Raw genomic sequence first — 18,123 nt, 5'->3', positions numbered from 1 at the left:
ATGGGAGCGGATAGCTTGTACGAGCTTCTTTAGAACAAAATAGCAAAAACAAGGGATGTCCTCCGTCATATTCATGACGTATGGGACATCCCTTGTTTTTAATCATTTATTTGTTGGCTTTTATGACCTGAATCTTAACTTACTTCGCGGTATCCGTAGTGCCCGTTGTACCTGTAGTATCGGTTGTTGTACCCGATTGCGGTCTGTTTCTTCCGCCGCCGAATCCACCTTGGCCACCGCCTCCACCTGGACCCATACCTGTATTAGCAGTTGTAACACCAGATTCATTCACCCAAGTTACATTGCTTGTGGATTGGAAGGCAACCACTTTGGTTCCACCACTATACGTTCCGTCTGTATAGAGTCCATCCACTGCTTTGCCCGTCGATGTTCCGCCGGAGTAAATCACGTAAGATCCATCCTTCTTCAGATCAGGGGAACTAACCACAACAGATTGATAATCTTTCGCTGGAGCAAAGGTCAGGATGTTATTGCCTTCACTGTCTTGCACATGAACGAGTGTGCCTGCTTTTTGTGTTTCAGGGTATGTCATCACGATTGTATTTTGAGTTGATGTATCGGATGTACCTTGTGCCATGCCGGAACTGCCGGCAGCGACCAAATATCCACCACTCATCTCGAATGTACCATCATAGTCGAGTGGACCGTTGCCATTATCCGTTGGACCGTTCACAATGACCGTTCCGTCTGTCATATAGATGGAGCCATTCGAATCCAGTCCATCGCCGCCTGCATTTACGGTGAGGGAACCGCCGTTGATATGAAGCTCACTGTTGCTGGCGGATTCACCCGGCATACCACCTGGCTCACCGCCTTGTGGGCGAGCATTGCTATTCGCGTCTGTACTTTGATTGGACTGATCCGTAGTTGATGTTGTGCCAGTCGTCTCTGTAACAGAAGCGTTGGAAACTGCAGTTGTATCGGTATCGGCTGCTTTAGTACTGTCATCTGCAGTGGTTGCAGCATCGGCATTAGCATCAGCGTCAGTTGCAGTTATGTCACCCGAAGCATTCACGCCATCATCTGATGCAGTCACATCCACATCCCCATCGTTCAGGGTGATGATTGCACCTTCAAGGCCTTCATAGCTCTTGGCAATGGTGATCGTTCCGCCGTTAATGGTAAGCGCCTGATCTGCATGAATCCCGTCATCACCGGATTCAATGCTGAACTTGCCGTCATTGACAATTACATTGTTGTTACTGTGCAGGGAATCATCCATGGAATCAATGGTATACGTACCGCCATTGACGGTGAGGTCAACTCCAGCTTTAAGTGCTTTGGCACTCGTCGTTTCTTCTTCTGTTGTTGTGCTTGTGTCTGCATCCGCATTGGAATCAGCAGGTGCTTTGGCATTTGTAGAGCTGGATGGAGCTGCGCCTGTTGCATTCGTGCCATTATTGCTCGGCATATCAGCAGGTGGTTCACCATCCGGAGGTGTACCCATATCGGTTGGAGGTGTACCGCCACCCCATCCGCCGCCACCGCCGCCAAATGGCCCTTCTTCTACTTTTTCTGGTGCATTGGCACTGCCGCCTCCGGTTACGATGTTAAATGTGCCGCCATCCGTAACCAATGCGGTTTCCGCTTGAATGCCGTCGCTGCCGCTCTGGATGTTGAATGTACCTCCAGCAATGGCAACGAAGCCTTTAGTCGTATCCGTATCGTTTGTGGATTTAATGCCGTCACCTTCTGAATCAATGGTAATGGTACCGGCTTGAATGGCCACCATATCTTTACCTTTGATGCCATCATCCGCAGATTTGACGTTAATTGTGCCACTGACGATTTTCAGATCATCCTTGCTCGTAATACCTTCATTGTAGTTGCCTGTAACCGTCAGCTTGCCTGTACCATTGAACGTCAGGTCTGCCTTGCTGAAGATGGCTGCATCCGGCTCATCCGTTGTAGCGTCGGCGTATACGTATGTCTTGCCATCGGAGACAGCATTCTCGGTTCCTTCCTCCAGCGTAATGATAGCTTTGCCCGCTTTCTGGATATAGATGGCTGCACTGTCGTTATCATTGATTGTTGCCCCGTTTAATACGAGATGTACGGTGCCCTTATCAGCAACATTAACTACAATCTGTCCATCGGTAAGTTTGCCGCTAAGTACATAGGTACCTGCTGCGGAGATGGTTACTGATCCGTTTGCTGCTTTTGCACCCGATCCTGTGATGGAAGCGGTCGTCCCGTTCAGCTTAATCGTTGTGGAATCTGTTGCACTCCAGCTAACGTTGGTATCGTCTGCATCCATTGTGACCAGATCGGCATACTTCACCGAGGTTTGTTCACTGACGGATACGGTTTTGGTTGTCCCTGTCGTTGACACTGCGGCGTTTGCAGTGCTGCTGGTTGCTGCCGGAGCGCTGCAAGCTGTAACCATTGCAGTAATCATCGCGACGGACCACAGTTTGCTGCCAGTTATGATTTTCTTTTTCATATTATATCGTTCCCTTCGAATTTTAATATTCAGTGGCTGTTGGACTCATAGTTAACGAGATATCCAGATTACCGTTTCGGGTACGGATCATGTCGAGGAATTCTTTTTGATTGACACTTTCATGAATGGTTACGTTGTAGACCAGCTCGTACAGACTGCCAAGTTCGGTTGTTCTGATTTTTTTGAGCTCATGTACGACATTGAATTTGTGGAATACTTCGTCCAGTGCTTCTTCGTAACTCAGATTCTCGGGAATAGTCACTTTCAACGTTTTTTGCTGGCTTTTCTTCGCTCCGAAGTTGAAGCGGCTCAGGACAAACATCAGTACACACAGGATGATGGTGAACATTACGGCATAACCGAATGCGCCTACACCGCAGGCAAGACCGGAAGCCATGGTGAACAAAACATAAGCAATATCTTTCGGGTCACCAGGCGCACTTCTGAATCGGATGATGGAGAAGGCACCGGCGAGGCTGAATGCACGGGCAATGTTGCTGCCGATCAGAAGAATGATAATGGCTACGATGACTGGCAAAACAACCATGGTTAGCGTAAAGCTCTGGGAGTAGGTGCTTTGATTGGTCTTCATGTATGTCAGGCTGATAATGGCCCCCATAATGATGGCAAGGCCGATGGTAACAATGGCATTGCTGAAGGTCAGAGTTGTATCGGTTAGTGCGGAACTAAAGATGGAATCAAGCATACAGGACACGCTCTCTTTCTGTGATTGTTTTTTCTTGTTCTATGGATGGGTTGAAATCGGTACCCGGCAGCAATTCTCGTTCAGTCTGGTAGTTCAGGTTGGTTGTTCTGGCCAGATGTCTGTACTCATTGCCGTATTTCGAGAATCCGGTGCGGTAAAGACCGTGTTCGGATAACAGTTGGGAGAGCCACATCGGAACGGTTTTCTCGGCTTTGACTTCCATCAGCCAGCGTCCGTCTTTCACCAGCGGCTCACCATAATCTCCTTGCTCCAGCTTCAGATCGTATCTACGACTGCGGATGTTGGTATCAAAGGTGATGCGGAGATCGCGGCTGTTCTTGTCGAACAGTGCCTTGCGTTCATACGCCAGATATACTTTTGGTTCCAGATCGTACAGCCGGAGGAAATACTTGATCTCTTCGACAACCTGTTTGTTCATGTAATCGGCGAGATCAGGTGCTTTGCCTGTCCGAACAAATTCGTAGGCTTCATCCAGCTTCAGGGCAGTTCGGCGTTTGTTCACCAGGCCAAATACTTTCTTTTTGATCTCCAGATATACCTTCGCATTCTCTTCAGGAACTCCGTATGCCCGCAGTCTCAGCTTCTCCTTGTATTTAGGTTTAGAGAGACTTGCGCGGATCAGGGAGTCCTGCGGAGTGTCGAAGTACAGATTGCTGATGGAGTAAAACTCGTGTTTCTTGTTAAAGGCGTCCAGTTCCATATACTTCAGCAGATCGGTGTAGAAGTTCTCGTATTGCTCATCTGTCAGGAGATACTTGCTCTCATATCGGTTGAATACTTCAATTGCCATTGGGGTTCAGTCCTTTCATCCATGTTTTGTATGTTTTGTTGCATCGTGTATTGCTTCCATGTTTGTATCTTAGAGCGCCAACCTTGAATGAATCTTAAATGATTTTACATTCCGTTGATCTTTTTTTACCTTCCTTTAATAGTTCGCGAAAAAACTGAAATTAAGATTGATTCAAGGTTCGGTTGCTACAATCGTTGGTATAATAGATTGACATATATCGAAACCAATTCATGCAGAGGAATGAAGAACCGATGAGAATACTAATTGCGGAAGATGAGGTTCATTTGGCAGAAGCCGTATCGCAAATATTGAAAAAACACAATTACTCTGTAGACATGGTGCATGACGGGAGATCGGGTCTGGATTATGCGCTAAGTGGAATCTATGATCTGTTGCTGCTGGACATTATGATGCCGGAAATGGACGGGATTACCGTGCTGAAAAAACTGCGCAGCGAAGGCAATCATACGCCTGTCATTCTGCTCACAGCCAAAGGAGAAATTTCAGACAAAGTGACCGGGCTGGATTATGGAGCCGATGATTATATAGCAAAGCCCTTTGCCACGGAGGAATTGCTCGCACGGATTCGGGCAGCCTTGAGAAGGAAGGGAGAAGTTGTTCCAGAGGATGGACTGAAGTTCGGTGACATCGAACTGAACACGACGCAGCTGAAGCTGAGTGTGCAAGGCAAGGAGATCAAGCTGAATCTGAAAGAAAATGAACTGCTGGAACTGCTAATCACGCGCAAACAGGCCATTACTTCCAAAGAGCAGATTATTGAGAAATTGTGGGGTTTCGATTCGGAAGTGGAGTATAACAATGTGGAGGTGTACATCTCGTTTTTACGCAAAAAATTAACCTTCCTGAACTCCTCGGTCCGCATCAATACGATTAGGGGTGTGGGGTACGTACTTGAGGTGACGTCCTGATGTTCAAGAAACTCAGAAACCGATTTCTGATCGTGAACCTGGTATCCATATCAATTATGATGCTGGTTGCCTTTGCCACGATCTACATCATTACGTACCAGAATGTACAGCGGGAAACCAACATGGAACTGTTCAAAGTGTCGGATTTCTATCATGGGCCTTACAACTCCAGCAAGATGCCTCGCGGTGATGACAGAGATTCGGGGACGGGATCACTACCGTCCGATTCCATTGCGAATGGAGCTCCAGGGAGTGATCCGAATTCACCGCCAGGACGCTCTGTATCGTTCATGGTCAAGACGGACAGTGAATGGAAAATCACGGATGCACACTCCAGGTTTGATATGGATGACACGTTCTATACTGAAGCTTTGCAAAAGGTGAATAAAGTCGACGATCTGGATCGCAAGACCGGACAGTTTACACTCAATGGAACGGACTGGGCTTATGTGATCGACCCGAGCAGCACAGGGCATATGATTGTGTTCATCGATGTGACGGCCCAACAGGGCATCCTTACGAATCTGATTTATACTTTTGCCGTCGTAGGTTTGATCATGCTGATCGTCATCTACTTCCTGAGCCGTTATTTCGCCAATCGATCTATTACCCCGGTTAAGGAAGCCTTTGAAAAGCAAAAGCAGTTCATAGCCGATGCTTCACATGAGTTGAAAACGCCGCTGGCGATCATTAATACCAACACAGATGTGCTTCTCGCGAACCGGGAGGATACGATTGAGAATCAAGCCAAATGGCTGCATTACATCAAGTCGGAGACGGAACGCATGTCGGGACTGACGAATGATCTGTTATATCTGACTCAAATTGACGATTCAAGATCCTCGATGATTCATGCCAAATTCAATATGAGCGATGCGGTGGAGACGATTATCTTAACGATGGAGGCCGTGATTTTTGAGAAAAATATATCTCTGGACTACAGCATTGAGCCGCAGCTCATGGTCCATGGCAACAGCGAACAGATCAAGCAGGTCATTCTGATTTTGCTCGATAATGCTGTGAAATACTCCAGAGCCAAGGGCTCGGTCAACGTATCGTTGAAGAAACAGAACAATGACGTTGTGCTGGCCGTTTCCAACACGGGAGAAGGCATTGCGCACGAACATCTGGACCGGATCTTCGATCGCTTCTATCGCACGGATGCCTCCAGAGCACGGAAACATGGTGGACATGGATTGGGTCTTGCGATTGCAAGGTCGATCGTGGAGCAGCACAAAGGTGAGATTTACGCCCGCAGTGTAGTAGGGGAAGGTGCAACATTTTACGTTCGTTTATCCTAGGGATAAGGAATAAGGCATGTCTGTTCTGGGTTAACCTATGCTACAATGGCAACAGAACGTATGAATCAAGGAGCTGACTTTAACGTGACTGAAGCAAATTCAATGAATGAACAGGAAATGAAGGCATATATTGCAGAGAAGACGAAGGCAAGCGAAGCGAATATCGCTCTTGTCCTGAAGCATGAGCAGGCGTACATTAACAAGGCGCATGAAAATGCCAAAGGCGACGTGGATATCGACGGTGACGATCTGGCCGACTACATTTTGAGCCGCAAAGATGTAAAGCTGGATGAACTAACCGTTGAAGGCATACTGGATGCTGAAATGGACTACTTGATGGAAAAAGGTCTCGCAGGCTACGTGGATTAAATTTAAATCAATCTATTAAAAAAATGACCTCAGCCTCCACGTTATTGTGGGAATTGAGGTCATTTTGGATTGTACACTCGGAAATACCTTTTAAAGCGTCAGCCAAGTTAGGCTAGCCCCATTCTTCTTATTGACCCATCATACCGCCATCGACAGTATAGAGCGAAGCGGTGACATACGAAGCTTCTTCGGATAACAGGAAGTTCATGATGGCTGCGACTTCTTCCGGTTCACCATAGCGGCCCATCGGAATTGCGGATACGGTAGCTGATTGATAATCTTCCACATTACCGGAGTTTGCTTCGATTTGACGCATCATACGGGTATTAATGGTGCCTGGCAATACCGCGTTAACCCGAATACCATGAGGCGCGAGTTCATTCGCTGCTGTGCGGGTGAGGCCAATCACGGCATGTTTGGACATAATATATGGAGATACGGCTGGAGCACCCATCAGACCTGCGAGGGAAGAGGTATTCAGAATCGCACCAGATTTTTGTTTTTTCATGACAGGGATGACGTTCTGCAAACCAAGGAATACGCCGCGCACATTGACGTTATATACGAGGTCGAGCGCTTCAACGCTCAGATCCTCGATCAGTCCGGTTGGACCTTCAATGCCGGCATTGTTGGCAAAATAATCGATACGACCAAACGTATCAAGTGCTTGCTGCACATAGTTTTTCACGTCGGCTTCCTGAGATACGTTTGCTTTCACTGCAATGGCGTGCTCTTTGTCGAGTTTCAGATCCGTGATGGTTTGCTGGATGGCTTCTTCGTTCAGGTCGACCAGCACCAGATTAATTTTGCGTTCAGCAAGGCGGCGTGCCAATTCTTTACCGATGCCTCCGGCTGCTCCTGTAATAACGGCTGTTTGGGTATATGATGTACTCATCATGTATTCGCTCCTTATAAAATGAAATCAGGTGAACTGTGAGTGAACATTCAACCTGTGGTCTATCGTTCCTATCTCAATGTTAAGATATACATAGTAATGTGACAATCATCATTGACAGCGCATATGTCAGCTATCGGACAGAGATGTAAGCGGTGTTCATTTAGGTTACAATAATGGACAGAGGAGGTGGAAATGTTGATTATCGAACACCCTCAGGATCGGAGAGCACGAAGAACGCAGGATGCCATCATTGCTGCGGCAGTTTCTTTGATATTGGAAAAGGGAGCTGAAGCCGTCACGATTCGTGACATTACGGAGCGGGCAGATTATAACCGGGGAACGTTCTATTTACATTTTCCTGGTAAACCCGAGCTATTGCAATTCATTCTGGATGATTTCATGCAGGGCGTGGGACAAGCTTATGCATCACCTTACGCGGAGTTAAAAGAAGTGGATATGACGGCATTGCTGCCATCAACGATGCCTGTATTTGAATATATCGAAGCACATCAGGATATCTTTCGAGCCTTGATGACGATGCATGGGGATATGGGAACGAGACTCTGCAATATGTTCAGAACATATTTAACCGAGGATTTTGTATTGGTGACCGAAGATAGCGACTACACCATTAATTACGATATCATGCTAAGTTACCTGGTATCTGCGACCGTTGGTGTGATTATGCACTGGGCGGAGATTGGGTTCAAGTATTCTTCCCACTACATGGGAGAACAGTTGACCGCGCTAATTAACATCAAACCGACCCGTCTCCTGATTGAACCAGGGCAGAAGGGCCGGACCATTCATGAACGCATGCTTCAGGACTAAATAGCGTGCCTGATTCTCTTATTCCCAAGGATAACTAACGGTGAGGAAGTCGGCGAAGTTCTTGCTTTCTGCCCGCCGTTGTTTCCGCATGGCCGCCCGGGCTGGAGCAGTCTCGTATAATTTCTTCTCTTCCTCCGTCTCCGGAATGATGCGAGGGACAATGAGTTTACGGTTATTTTCATCCAAAGCGACAAAGGTAAGGAATGCGGTCGCCGCAATCTTCTTCTCCCCCGTCTTCAGATCCTCGCGGATCACCTTCACAAAAATCTCCATCGAACTTCGTCCCGTCCACGATGCGAAGGATTCCAACGTCACCGAATCCGTCGGATTAATCGGATACAAGAAATCGACCGAATCGGTCGAAGCCGTAACGGTATTTACCCGGCACAACTTGGATGCGGCGATGGATGCAATGTCATCGATATAGGACATGAGTTTGCCGCCAAACAAGGTATTATGGTTATTTACATCGGTTGGAAATACTCTTGCCGTCTTGAAACAACGTGTTTCGCGCACATACTTTCTCTCCACTTGATCTAATTCCGTAGGTTTAGGTATCTCTCTCATTCTTTGTAGTCCTCCTGACAGTATAGCTGATGGACGCTGCAAGATATGCCGCGTCCATCCTCTCTATATGTTAGTTCTAGTATAGGTGTCGGTCACTTCTTCCTCGCCATCAGGAACCAGTCAAAGCGCAAGCCAAGCGCAAAAGCCACCTTCTGGAGCGTATCGAAGCGCGGAATCTGCGCGGAGCTCTCCAGACGGGCAATAGCCGACTGCTTGAGTCCTGCTCGTTCACCGATATTATCGGAAGCTAAGGCGCTTCTAGCGTCGACGACATGCCGTCTGATGTACCAATATAATAGACTGTCATACACTGTTACATTTCGAATCCTTTTTTGTGAATAATCAGTCGTAACGGATTTTAATGTTTTATGCGTTAGCTTCAGTGACGCTATTGGAAGCGAATGCAGACCACTTTGCATTTACACCACTGGAACAATGGAATGAGATGGTATAATCACCACCGCGCATACCTTGCGGATAATCCGCCGTGCTTCTCCAAGTATATGCTGCTCCCGGCTTAACAGTAGCTGCAATATACTCTAATCCTGATGAGTGTGTCATCGTAACAGTTAGATTGCTTGTTCCATTGTTTAGGAAGTAGAATTTACCATGTCCGTAACCAGCTGGAACCGAGAAATAAGCGGGGACGATAGAAGTAGCAGCGCTCACAGTTGTGAGCGGCTGTTGGTTACCAACAGAGAACGGAGTAACAATTGGTGGCGTTGTCTCATCTGCCGGATTTGCTTGGACGCTATCAGCGCTAACTACTGCTGGAATCGCCAAAGTTGCGGCTAGTGCTAAGGATAAAACTGCCGATCTTGCTTTGTTTCTCATTTGTTATAAACTCCCTCACCTAGTAGAATGTTGTATATGACATGTTAATATTATACTTTTTTTCAGAAAAAGAAATAAAAAAATGGTAAAAAGTAAAAAAGAAGCTGTATCCCTATTCAAGTGAAGCATAATTCAAAAAAACCGCCAGGCGCGGACCGGCGCGCTGGCGGTTTGATGCTGTATATTAAGCCTTGGGTCTGAAAATGCCAGCCGGCTTGCCGATGGGCAAGAACGTATAGCCGAAGTGAGCGTTCAGTACGGAAGCACCTGTGCCGTACAACGACACGATTCCGATTCCCATTTCAGCATAAGCTGCGATGGTATGGAAGATATGAGGAGCTACGCCGAAAGCGTCAAAGGTCAGGCCAAGGAACAGGAAGTCAATGAGAATGAAAATGATGAGCAATACTTTGTTGGCTTCCACGGCACCCAGCGTCATGAACAGGGTGAACACGAGGTATCCGGCAAAAGCAAATCCGAGCTGCTTGCCATCTGCCTGTTCCGCAAGAGTGGAGCCAAACACGCCCATTTTGATCAGCCAGTTGGCACCCATCGCGAACCAGAAGAATGCGTATGCGCCGAAGGCAGTTGTACCAAAGGTATTGTTGCGTTTGGAATCTTGAATGCAAGCGAACAGCTGGGCAAAGGCACCGAGGAAAATCGCCCAAGGAATGGCGTAGCTAAGGCCGTCTGTAATGCCAAGCTTTTGGGAGGAAGCGACCAGAGTGACGATGGCCAACCCAAATAATCCCATCGCGCTGGGATCGGCGTTTATGATTTTGACTTTAGTCTGTGAATCGGTTTGCATGGTGTTGATGAGCCTCCAAATAATCAAATCAGGATGATCCGTTCGAACTGAACCGTCCTCTATACTTCGTATTTCGTATCCGCCTGGTCCGGACACACACATCGCCCTATTGTACCTGAATGTATTTCGTATGAAAAGGGATTTTATTACCTTTGGGGCATTATCCCTTCCCTTGTAAGGCTTGTGTTAGAGATCAAGAACGAAGAGATCGGTTTTTTGGTGGAAAAAGACGGAAAATTACATGTTCATTCCCTGGAAGAAGGGATAGTATCGAGGGGAAATGAAAACCTTTGCCTCAAAGTTTACTGATGTGAAGCATTAAAGAATTTGAAAATTAAAAATTAAAGAGGTGATCCGTTAATCAAAAAGTAGTTCTTTTTTTAAACGACAAAATGCAAGCGCTTACTTATGGGTTGTACCATCGTTCTGGCTTTAATCATTCTATGATGAGGAAACGAAAGGATGGGTGTTCATGATCGCGAAGACGCGGCAGGTTGGTTTGGTTTTGCTCCTATGGGTATTTACAATTTCCAGTCTGGGGTGGGGAACAATGTTTGGCACACCAACAGCAAGTGCAGCCGTATCGGCTGATGAAGCTGCCGGTGGAGGCACTTATAAATTCGATTTTGGTTCAGGAGCTGTTGCGAATGGATATACAGGTGTGGACGCAACATCTGCTTATTCGGCGGAACGTGGCTATGGATTCACCGATGTATCCAAGGTAACGGTACAGGATCGGGGTACAAGTGATCCGATAAAATCCGATTTTGCCAAAATCGCCGATGGGAGCGGATTTAAGGTGGATTTGCCAAACGGTGATTATACCGTCTCCCTTGTCGCTGGCGACAGTGCAGGCAACACAGATATTGCGATCAAAGTGGAGAGCATGAACAAGGTTCAGCAGAATACCAAGCCAGCGGGTGAATATCTGGAGATGAGCTTCGATATTGCCCTGGTGGATGGGCAGATGAACTTTGAATTCTCCGGAACGGCCGCTAATATCAATGCGCTCGTGATCACCAAACAACAGGAACGCGAGGCAGGGAACAAACCTGCTGTGTACCTTGCGGGTGACTCCACGATGCAGACGTATAATCCATATTGGGAGCCCCAAGCGGGTTGGGGACAAATGTTCCCGTCCTTTTTCAGTGATGCCGTGGAGATTAAGAACCATTCCATCGGTGGACGCAGCTCCAAATCCTTTATTTTCGAAGGCCGATTAGATGAGGTTCTGCGCCTCATTCGTCCGGGAGATTATCTGTTCGTGCAGTTCGGACACAACGATGCAACGATCAGTGTTCCTGACCGTTATGCTTCACCCGCCGATTACAAAAACTATCTGAAAACCTACATAGACGGCGTGCAGCAGCGGGGAGCTACCCCAATTCTGGTCACCCCAATGGGTCGCAGGGACTTTAACGCAGACACAGGCAAGTTCAATGTATCCTTCCCTGAATATGTGCAGGCGATGAAAGAGGTGGCTTCGGAGAAAAATGTGAAGCTGATTGATCTGAGCGCACTCAGCATTGCGTACTATGATTCCATTGGACCGGAAGCGACATTGTCTGTTTTCCTCCATGTATCACCAGGCATCTATCAGGCATTCCCGAACGGGGCAACGGACAATACGCACTTCCAGGAATATGGAGCGATTCAGATTGCCCGTCTGGTTGCAGGTGCGGTTCGTGAACTGGATCTGCCATTATCGGAAGCGGTTCAGGATGCTGAAGTTCCGGCTGAATCGCCAGCCAAACCTGCTGGGCTGAAGGCAGGCAGCATCAGCAACGCGGGAGCGGTATTGAAATGGACGGCGGATGACACCGCAGACATCTACAAAGTATACCGTAAGCTCTCAACAGAGCCGGAAACTGCTTACAAACTGGCAGGAACGGCAACCGTACCTACTTTAACGCTAAGCGGTTTGGTTGAAGGTAAGTCGTACACGGTTCGAGTAACGGCTGTGAATGGCCGCGGCGAATCCGATCCTTCGGATGAAGTCAGCTTCACCACCAAATCGGCAACGTATCGATATGACTTTGGCCCGGTAGGTTCTCCGGTTGCTGAAGGGTATACGGAAGTCAATCGGAATACGTTGTATACACCAGAACGCGGTTATGGATTAACGTCTTCCGCCAATATGGCGGATCGGGATCGTGGCAGTGCGACGGATAACCTGCGTCGTGACTTCGTGATCTATTTTAACGGATCATATGAATTCAAAGTGGATCTGCCGAATGGTACCTATTCGGTCAAGACGTACACTGGGGACTGGATTGGGTCAGCAAAAACCAACATTAACATCGAAGGCAAAGATTATGGAACCGTATCTTCAGGTGCCCAGAATATTGCCGAAAAAGTGATCAACCAGATTACCGTGCAGGACGGGCAGATGAATCTGGTCTTCAGTGGGGCTACGGCGCATCTCAACGGACTTGAGATTACACCTGTATTGGTGGCCCCTTCCAATCTGAAACTGAATGGCCTGGATCTGGAGAGTGATCCGATCACCGCTGCATTGTCGTGGGATGCTATTGCCGATGACGTACAGTATAAGGTATACCGTCAGTCAACTGGAGCGGCCAAGGCCGAGCTGCTGGGAACCACGGATGCAACAACCTATACCGATAATAAGATTGACCTGGGCATGAATTATGTATATACGGTAACGGCTGCGGATCGTACAGGTACGGAATCGGTAGCATCCAATGCATTGCCTGTATCGACGATTGATTCATCTGTAGACAAGGCAGAGGTTCCTTCAGGTCTGTCGTTACAAAGCATCAACAAAAATGACGTCTCCATCACTTGGACGGAATCAACAGGAGCGCGTGCATACCAAATCTATCGTGCTGTGAAGCAGGATGGACCGTATGATCTAATCGCTCGCACCAAGGAGACGGCATACACAGACTCCACCATTCTCAGCACCATTCCTTATTTCTATAAAGTGGCGTCTGTGAATGCGGGAGGGGTCTCCGAACTTTCGGCTGCACTCGAAACACCAGTAGCAACGACGCTGAATCGTGAAATGGAGTATCTGGACCGTGCTCCGGTGGCTGTAAAAACAGAAAACGGCAACTATATCGGCTGGCGCATGCTAGGCTTGGATGCCGAGACCATTGCTTTCAATCTGTATCGGGATGGTGTGAAGCTTAACGATGAACCGATAACGGGAAGCACCAACTTTACGGATGCCGAAGGTACGGATGCATCCAAATACCGGGTCATGACGGTAGAAAAAGGCATTGAAAAAGCGGCAACGAAGGAATTCGGCGTTTGGCAGGAGCAATACCTGTCTGTACCTCTGCAAAAGCCTGCTGATGCCTATACGAAAGACGGGCAGCCGTATTCGTATTATGCGGGTGATGCCAGCGTGGGCGATGTCGATGGTGATGGCGAATATGAGATTGTTCTGATGTGGTCGCCAAACAACGGCAAGGATAACTCCCAATCCGGATATACCGGTATTGTCTATATGGATGCCTATAAGCTGGATGGAACAAGATTGTGGCGCATCAATATGGGGCCGAATATTCGTGCGGGTGCGCACTACTCTCCATTCCTGGTTTATGACTTCGATGGTGATGGCAGAGCCGAACTGATGATGCGTACCGCAGATGGTACCGTCGATGGACAAGGAAAAGTCATTGGAGACGCCAATGCAGACCACCGGAACAGTTCCGGTTACGTTCTGCTTGGTGATGAATTCCTGACGGTGTTCGATGGTGAAACCGGAGCAGCACTGGATACGGTGGAATATGATCCGCCGCGTGGAGATGTTGCTTCCTGGGGCGATGGCTATGGAAACCGGGTGGACCGTTTCCTGGCAGCGGTAGCGTATCTGGATGGCGAACATCCAAGTGCCATGTTCAGCCGTGGATATTATACGCGTACTGTGCTGGCATCCTACAATTTCCGTGATGGAAAGATAAGCAAAGTATGGCGTTTTGACTCAAGCGACGATGGCTACGGCGAGTATGCAGGCCAAGGGAATCACAATCTCTCGGTTGCAGATGTGGATGGCGACGGCAAGGATGAGATTACATTTGGTGCGATGGCCATCGACGATAATGGCAAACCGCTCTACAATACGAAACTCGGTCATGGCGATGCCATGCATCTGAGTGATCTGGACCCGACACGTCCAGGACTGGAAGTATTCGACGTACACGAACATAAAGATTCTAAGTATGGTATGGAAATGCGCGATGCGGCTACAGGTGAAATCCTCTGGGGTGTGTTCACAGGCATCGATACCGGACGTGGCATGGCTGCCGATATTGATCCGAACTATCCGGGAGCTGAGGTATGGGCTGCAACCATTACCAATGCTGAGCATATTCCAATCACCGGGCTATACAGTGCTCAGGGGAAACTGATCACGACGAAGATTCCATCGTCCACCAACTTCGGCATCTGGTGGGACGGTGACCTGCTGCGTGAGCTTCAGGATGATATTCGTATCGACAAATGGGATTATGAGAACCAAACGACAGTTAATCTGCTGACGGCAACAGGTGCAGCTTCGAACAATAGCACCAAAGCGAACCCGAGTTTGCAGGCAGATCTGTTTGGAGACTGGCGTGAAGAAGTGATGTGGCGCAGTCAGGACAGCTCGGAATTACGCATTTATACGACGACAGATGAGACGGATGTGCGTATTCGCACGTTGATGCATGATCCGGTCTACCGCCTTGGGGTAGCTTGGCAAAATGTAGCCTATAACCAGCCGCCACATACCGGCTTCCATCTTGGAGTAGGCATGGAGCAGCCAGCGGCACCGAATATTCGTTATGTAGGTGGTCCGCAAGAAGTAGAAGATACGACACCTCCGGTCATTACAGGCATGCCTGCGGAACAGATGAGTGAAGAGGATGTACTCCAAGTTGATGTGAAGGCAGAAGATCCGGAGTCCGGGATTACTCTTCTGGAGTTGACTTGGGACGGTGAGGCCGTAGAACAGGGTGATGAGATTGCACTGACGGGTCTGGTGGGAAAACACACCTTTACAGCCAAAGCAGTTAACGGCGCGGGACTCATCACCGAGCTTTCCGTGGAAGTGACAGTCATCGCCGCAGACCAAGCCACAGGTGCACCGGGTGTACCTTCCTTGTCCGACGATAACCAACATGGCGACGGTTTGGCGGATGGAACATACACCATCACCATGAATATGTGGTGGGGGAATAACGGTACACAGTATAAATTGTATGAGAACGGTGAACTGATCGATACGCAGAAGCTCACGGCTTCAAGCCCTTCTGCCCAAAAGGCATCCACGGATATTTCGGGTCGGGTAAACGGTACGTATGTATATACTTGCGAACTAATCAATTCAAAAGGGACGACCGAATGCGCTCCGCATACCGTAATCGTTCGTGATGCAGCACCAGGGAAGCCGGTGCTCTCTCATGACAACTGGGATGGGGATGGAAACTACACGATTACGATGAATATGTGGTGGGGCACAAATGCCACCTCCTATCGTTTGTCTGAGAACGGTCAAGAGGTCGACAGCCAACCGTTGACTGCAGCATCTCCGAATGCACAGACAGCAACAGCAGTGATCAAAGATCGTGCACCTGGCGAGTATGAGTACGTTGTGGAATGGATTAACGAAAGTGGATCGGTTTCTAGCGAAGTCATCACAGTGAAGGTCACACATTGATTAAAGTGATCTAACGATAAAGCACCTCTCTATCGATATAGGGTAACCCCTTGGGTAAGCCTTAGATAGAGAGGTGTTTTTTTTGGTTTTTTTAACATACACAATAATGACACAACTGTTTGATTATGAAGTTAGTGGGGAAAATTTGCTCGTGAAATTGTAATCCAACCTTCAATTAGGCGTTGCAGAGCCATTTTCGGATCGTCTTCTAGGGATAGCTATAGAGACTTTCAAAAATTGGAGAAGGATACAAAACATCCATGTGAACTATGCCATATGTTAATCCAACTATAGATTGACAGGAAAACCTAAAATGTAACACAGAAATAGGGAGGGATTAGACGCGATGGTTATGAGTTTGGAATTGAAAAATCAAATAGAGAAAGCCAGACATAACCTTCATATGTTGGTAGAGCATAACGAGGGTAGATTTGGACATCCCGATGTGCTTCAGCAGTCCATGGTACTGGATGAATTGATCAATGAGTATAATCGAATGCACTTAAGCAAGCCGAGGGCTTGATGGATATAGATGAGCTTTTTTTGCATGCGCACATGATAATAGCTGGAATAGACAGCAGGAAGAACGAATGCTGTATCATTCCAGTTCAATCATGAGCGCATGTTTTTTTTGTTACTCCTCAATGCAACAGCCGCTTGGCTTCCAGATAAAGTACCTGAACGAACTTTTTGGTATTAATGCGGGTCTGAGACAAGGAGGGCTCCACATTGTTTTGTAGTTCCAGCATTTTCTTGCGAATCTCCGTAAAGTCAAAGAACTTCGACGCGTAATTCTCAAACTTCGGATGTGTGTAATCCGTGAGTCCGAGCGATACGACATGGCTTAATGTTTGGAAAATTGCACGGCGAACGCGCTGCTCAGATGCTTTAATCTCCTTCGTTACTTCCGCTGGTGAGGCATCGGAACCCAGTTTGCGTATGGCTACATTCTGGAAGATATCCTTAAGTGATGGGAACGTGTATGGAGAGAGCTTATGCTCCTCCGTTTCAATCTGCTCCAGGTATTCCAGCATGTCCAGCAAATCTCTGCTGCCCGCTTCTCCGATCATGCCCATCTCGGATAGTAGGAAATGTCCTGCTGTGGTAATCGTTTTGTCGGGGGCTGGTGTTGAAGCACGTTCGGAAGATTGCAGTCTGGACAGTCCTTGCAGCGTACGCTGAATATCTGCGATGGATTGCTGCATACGCAGACGTTCGTCCACCAGACGCAGAACAGACAGGATCTCCAGCCGATTAATCGGCTTCGTAATATAATATTCGATGCCAAGCGAATAGGCTTCCCCGATCATATTTTTCGACTCAATCTGGGAGATCATCACGATCTTGCCATCGAACCTTCCTTCAAGTGCACGTATCGTCTGAATCCCGTCTCGCTGCGGCATGAGCAGATCAATCAGCAGTACATCCACCTTATGCAGCTCCAGCAGTTCAGCATGAATATGAGCCCCATCTTCAGCTTCCCCCGCAATCTCGCCGAGCCCCTCATCTTCAATAATATCCATCAGCATGGATCGAACCCCAGGATCATCATCCACAATAAAATAACGCATTTCCGTGTCCTCCTTTCTGATTAAGTTAACTCCTATATATTCCGTTCTCTGCATCTATAAATGATCTTTCCCTGCTATTAATGTCCCCTATTATCATACTTGGTTGTATATCCCGATGTGAAGACCCGTGCATGCTAACAAATATGTCAGATAAAGTGACAGTGAATGGATAAACGTTGCTTATTTATAAAAAATTTAAATGTTTCTGTGTAGGTATTTGTCGGTTTCCGTAGATGCCCCTGTAGTATAGGTAACATCCGAAAATGTGGATTCCGAGATATGCAGAATGGTACAAACGATCTCTTAACCTATCGTACTTCAGCAGAAAACGGTCCGTCTGAGGCGATAGAACTGCATGCCTTTATG

At 47.7% G+C, this 18,123-nt stretch carries 15 protein-coding genes; 6 read left to right on the top strand and 9 right to left on the bottom strand.

Features of this window, described 5'->3' with window-relative positions:
- Positions 1-139 precede the first annotated feature (139 nt).
- Genes BLV50_RS18015 through BLV50_RS18005 form a run of 3 tightly spaced genes read right to left on the bottom strand, consistent with a single transcriptional unit; the run spans position 140 to position 3,981 of the window.
- The gene (locus BLV50_RS18015) at positions 140-2,464 is read right to left on the bottom strand and encodes a carbohydrate-binding domain-containing protein (protein WP_090809194.1); all 2,325 of its coding nucleotides are present in this window, start codon (positions 2,462-2,464) and stop codon (positions 140-142) included.
- Positions 2,465-2,486: 22 nt separating this feature from the next.
- Positions 2,487-3,170, bottom strand: a complete 684-nt coding sequence (locus BLV50_RS18010; RefSeq protein WP_063567759.1) for a DUF4956 domain-containing protein — start codon at positions 3,168-3,170, stop codon at positions 2,487-2,489.
- On the bottom strand, positions 3,163-3,981 hold the full coding sequence (locus BLV50_RS18005; RefSeq protein WP_063567760.1) for a polyphosphate polymerase domain-containing protein: 819 nt from the start codon (positions 3,979-3,981) through the stop codon (positions 3,163-3,165). Before BLV50_RS18005 ends, BLV50_RS18010 begins: the two co-directional genes overlap by 8 nt.
- Positions 3,982-4,232: 251 nt before the next feature.
- Here BLV50_RS18005 and BLV50_RS18000 point away from each other — a divergent pair, with 251 nt between their 5' ends.
- Genes BLV50_RS18000 through BLV50_RS17990 form a run of 3 tightly spaced genes read left to right on the top strand, consistent with a single transcriptional unit; the run spans position 4,233 to position 6,580 of the window.
- On the top strand, positions 4,233-4,910 hold the full coding sequence (locus BLV50_RS18000; RefSeq protein WP_063567761.1) for a response regulator transcription factor: 678 nt from the start codon (positions 4,233-4,235) through the stop codon (positions 4,908-4,910).
- Positions 4,910-6,211 (top strand): sensor histidine kinase, encoded by a 1,302-nt coding sequence (locus BLV50_RS17995; protein WP_063567762.1) that lies wholly within the window; start codon positions 4,910-4,912, stop codon positions 6,209-6,211. Before BLV50_RS18000 ends, BLV50_RS17995 begins: the two co-directional genes overlap by 1 nt.
- 45 nt (positions 6,212-6,256) lie before the next feature.
- Positions 6,257-6,580 carry a hypothetical protein gene (locus BLV50_RS17990; RefSeq protein ID WP_231952847.1) on the top strand — a complete coding sequence of 108 codons (324 nt, stop codon included), beginning with the start codon at positions 6,257-6,259 and terminating at the stop codon, positions 6,578-6,580.
- A 127-nt stretch (positions 6,581-6,707) separates the two neighbouring features.
- Here BLV50_RS17990 and BLV50_RS17985 read toward each other — a convergent pair whose 3' ends face one another.
- A complete protein-coding gene (locus tag BLV50_RS17985) occupies positions 6,708-7,475 on the bottom strand; it encodes an SDR family NAD(P)-dependent oxidoreductase (protein ID WP_063567763.1) in 768 nt (255 codons plus the stop codon).
- A 195-nt stretch (positions 7,476-7,670) separates the two neighbouring features.
- Between BLV50_RS17985 and BLV50_RS17980 the strand changes: the two genes are divergently transcribed.
- Positions 7,671-8,309 carry a TetR/AcrR family transcriptional regulator gene (locus tag BLV50_RS17980; protein ID WP_063567764.1) on the top strand — a complete coding sequence of 213 codons (639 nt, stop codon included), beginning with the start codon at positions 7,671-7,673 and terminating at the stop codon, positions 8,307-8,309.
- A gap of 18 nt (positions 8,310-8,327) precedes the next feature.
- Here BLV50_RS17980 and BLV50_RS17975 read toward each other — a convergent pair whose 3' ends face one another.
- The 4 genes from BLV50_RS17975 to BLV50_RS17965 all read right to left on the bottom strand — a co-directional run bounded on the left by BLV50_RS17975 (position 8,328) and on the right by BLV50_RS17965 (position 10,518).
- A complete protein-coding gene (locus BLV50_RS17975) occupies positions 8,328-8,840 on the bottom strand; it encodes an acyl-CoA thioesterase (RefSeq protein WP_063567782.1) in 513 nt (170 codons plus the stop codon).
- 128 nt (positions 8,841-8,968) lie between these two features.
- Positions 8,969-9,295: a helix-turn-helix domain-containing protein gene (locus BLV50_RS17970; protein WP_090809193.1), complete on the bottom strand. Its 327-nt coding sequence runs from the start codon at positions 9,293-9,295 to the stop codon at positions 8,969-8,971.
- Positions 9,243-9,710, bottom strand: a complete 468-nt coding sequence (locus BLV50_RS32510; RefSeq protein ID WP_063567766.1) for a hypothetical protein — start codon at positions 9,708-9,710, stop codon at positions 9,243-9,245. The genes BLV50_RS17970 and BLV50_RS32510 overlap by 53 nt, the downstream gene beginning before the upstream one ends.
- 184 nt (positions 9,711-9,894) lie before the next feature.
- A complete protein-coding gene (locus BLV50_RS17965; RefSeq protein ID WP_063567767.1) occupies positions 9,895-10,518 on the bottom strand; it encodes an acetate uptake transporter in 624 nt (207 codons plus the stop codon).
- A 472-nt stretch (positions 10,519-10,990) separates the two neighbouring features.
- Between BLV50_RS17965 and BLV50_RS33700 the strand changes: the two genes are divergently transcribed.
- Positions 10,991-16,186, top strand: coding sequence for a rhamnogalacturonan lyase family protein (locus BLV50_RS33700; protein WP_090809191.1), 5,196 nt, complete (start codon positions 10,991-10,993; stop codon positions 16,184-16,186).
- A gap of 346 nt (positions 16,187-16,532) precedes the next feature.
- The gene (locus BLV50_RS17955; RefSeq protein ID WP_053782597.1) at positions 16,533-16,709 is read left to right on the top strand and encodes an aspartyl-phosphate phosphatase Spo0E family protein; all 177 of its coding nucleotides are present in this window, start codon (positions 16,533-16,535) and stop codon (positions 16,707-16,709) included.
- A 118-nt stretch (positions 16,710-16,827) separates the two neighbouring features.
- Here BLV50_RS17955 and BLV50_RS17950 read toward each other — a convergent pair whose 3' ends face one another.
- On the bottom strand, positions 16,828-17,757 hold the full coding sequence (locus BLV50_RS17950; RefSeq protein ID WP_064641662.1) for a response regulator: 930 nt from the start codon (positions 17,755-17,757) through the stop codon (positions 16,828-16,830).
- Positions 17,758-18,123 lie beyond the last annotated feature (366 nt).

This window comes from Paenibacillus sp. 276b (assembly GCF_900107875.1).
Classification (GTDB): domain Bacteria; phylum Bacillota; class Bacilli; order Paenibacillales; family Paenibacillaceae; genus Paenibacillus; species Paenibacillus marchantiae.
This window is presented reverse-complemented; position numbering and strand designations above follow the sequence as displayed.

Bases quoted from the DNA above. Each gene is read 5' to 3' on its own strand.
- BLV50_RS17995 (WP_063567762.1), top strand. From the start codon at position 4,910: ATGTTCAAGAAACTCAGAAACCGATTTCTGATCGTGAACCTGGTATCC.
- BLV50_RS18000 (WP_063567761.1), top strand. From the start codon at position 4,233: ATGAGAATACTAATTGCGGAAGATGAGGTTCATTTGGCAGAAGCCGTA.
- BLV50_RS18005 (WP_063567760.1), bottom strand. From the start codon at position 3,981: ATGGCAATTGAAGTATTCAACCGATATGAGAGCAAGTATCTCCTGACA.
- BLV50_RS32510 (WP_063567766.1), bottom strand. From the start codon at position 9,710: ATGAGAAACAAAGCAAGATCGGCAGTTTTATCCTTAGCACTAGCCGCA.
- BLV50_RS33700 (WP_090809191.1), top strand. From the start codon at position 10,991: ATGATCGCGAAGACGCGGCAGGTTGGTTTGGTTTTGCTCCTATGGGTA.
- BLV50_RS17965 (WP_063567767.1), bottom strand. From the start codon at position 10,518: ATGCAAACCGATTCACAGACTAAAGTCAAAATCATAAACGCCGATCCC.
- BLV50_RS17985 (WP_063567763.1), bottom strand. From the start codon at position 7,475: ATGAGTACATCATATACCCAAACAGCCGTTATTACAGGAGCAGCCGGA.
- BLV50_RS18015 (WP_090809194.1), bottom strand. From the start codon at position 2,464: ATGAAAAAGAAAATCATAACTGGCAGCAAACTGTGGTCCGTCGCGATG.
- BLV50_RS17980 (WP_063567764.1), top strand. From the start codon at position 7,671: ATGTTGATTATCGAACACCCTCAGGATCGGAGAGCACGAAGAACGCAG.
- BLV50_RS18010 (WP_063567759.1), bottom strand. From the start codon at position 3,170: ATGCTTGATTCCATCTTTAGTTCCGCACTAACCGATACAACTCTGACC.
- BLV50_RS17955 (WP_053782597.1), top strand. From the start codon at position 16,533: ATGGTTATGAGTTTGGAATTGAAAAATCAAATAGAGAAAGCCAGACAT.
- BLV50_RS17950 (WP_064641662.1), bottom strand. From the start codon at position 17,757: ATGCGTTATTTTATTGTGGATGATGATCCTGGGGTTCGATCCATGCTG.
- BLV50_RS17970 (WP_090809193.1), bottom strand. From the start codon at position 9,295: ATGCAAAGTGGTCTGCATTCGCTTCCAATAGCGTCACTGAAGCTAACG.
- BLV50_RS17990 (WP_231952847.1), top strand. From the start codon at position 6,257: ATGGCAACAGAACGTATGAATCAAGGAGCTGACTTTAACGTGACTGAA.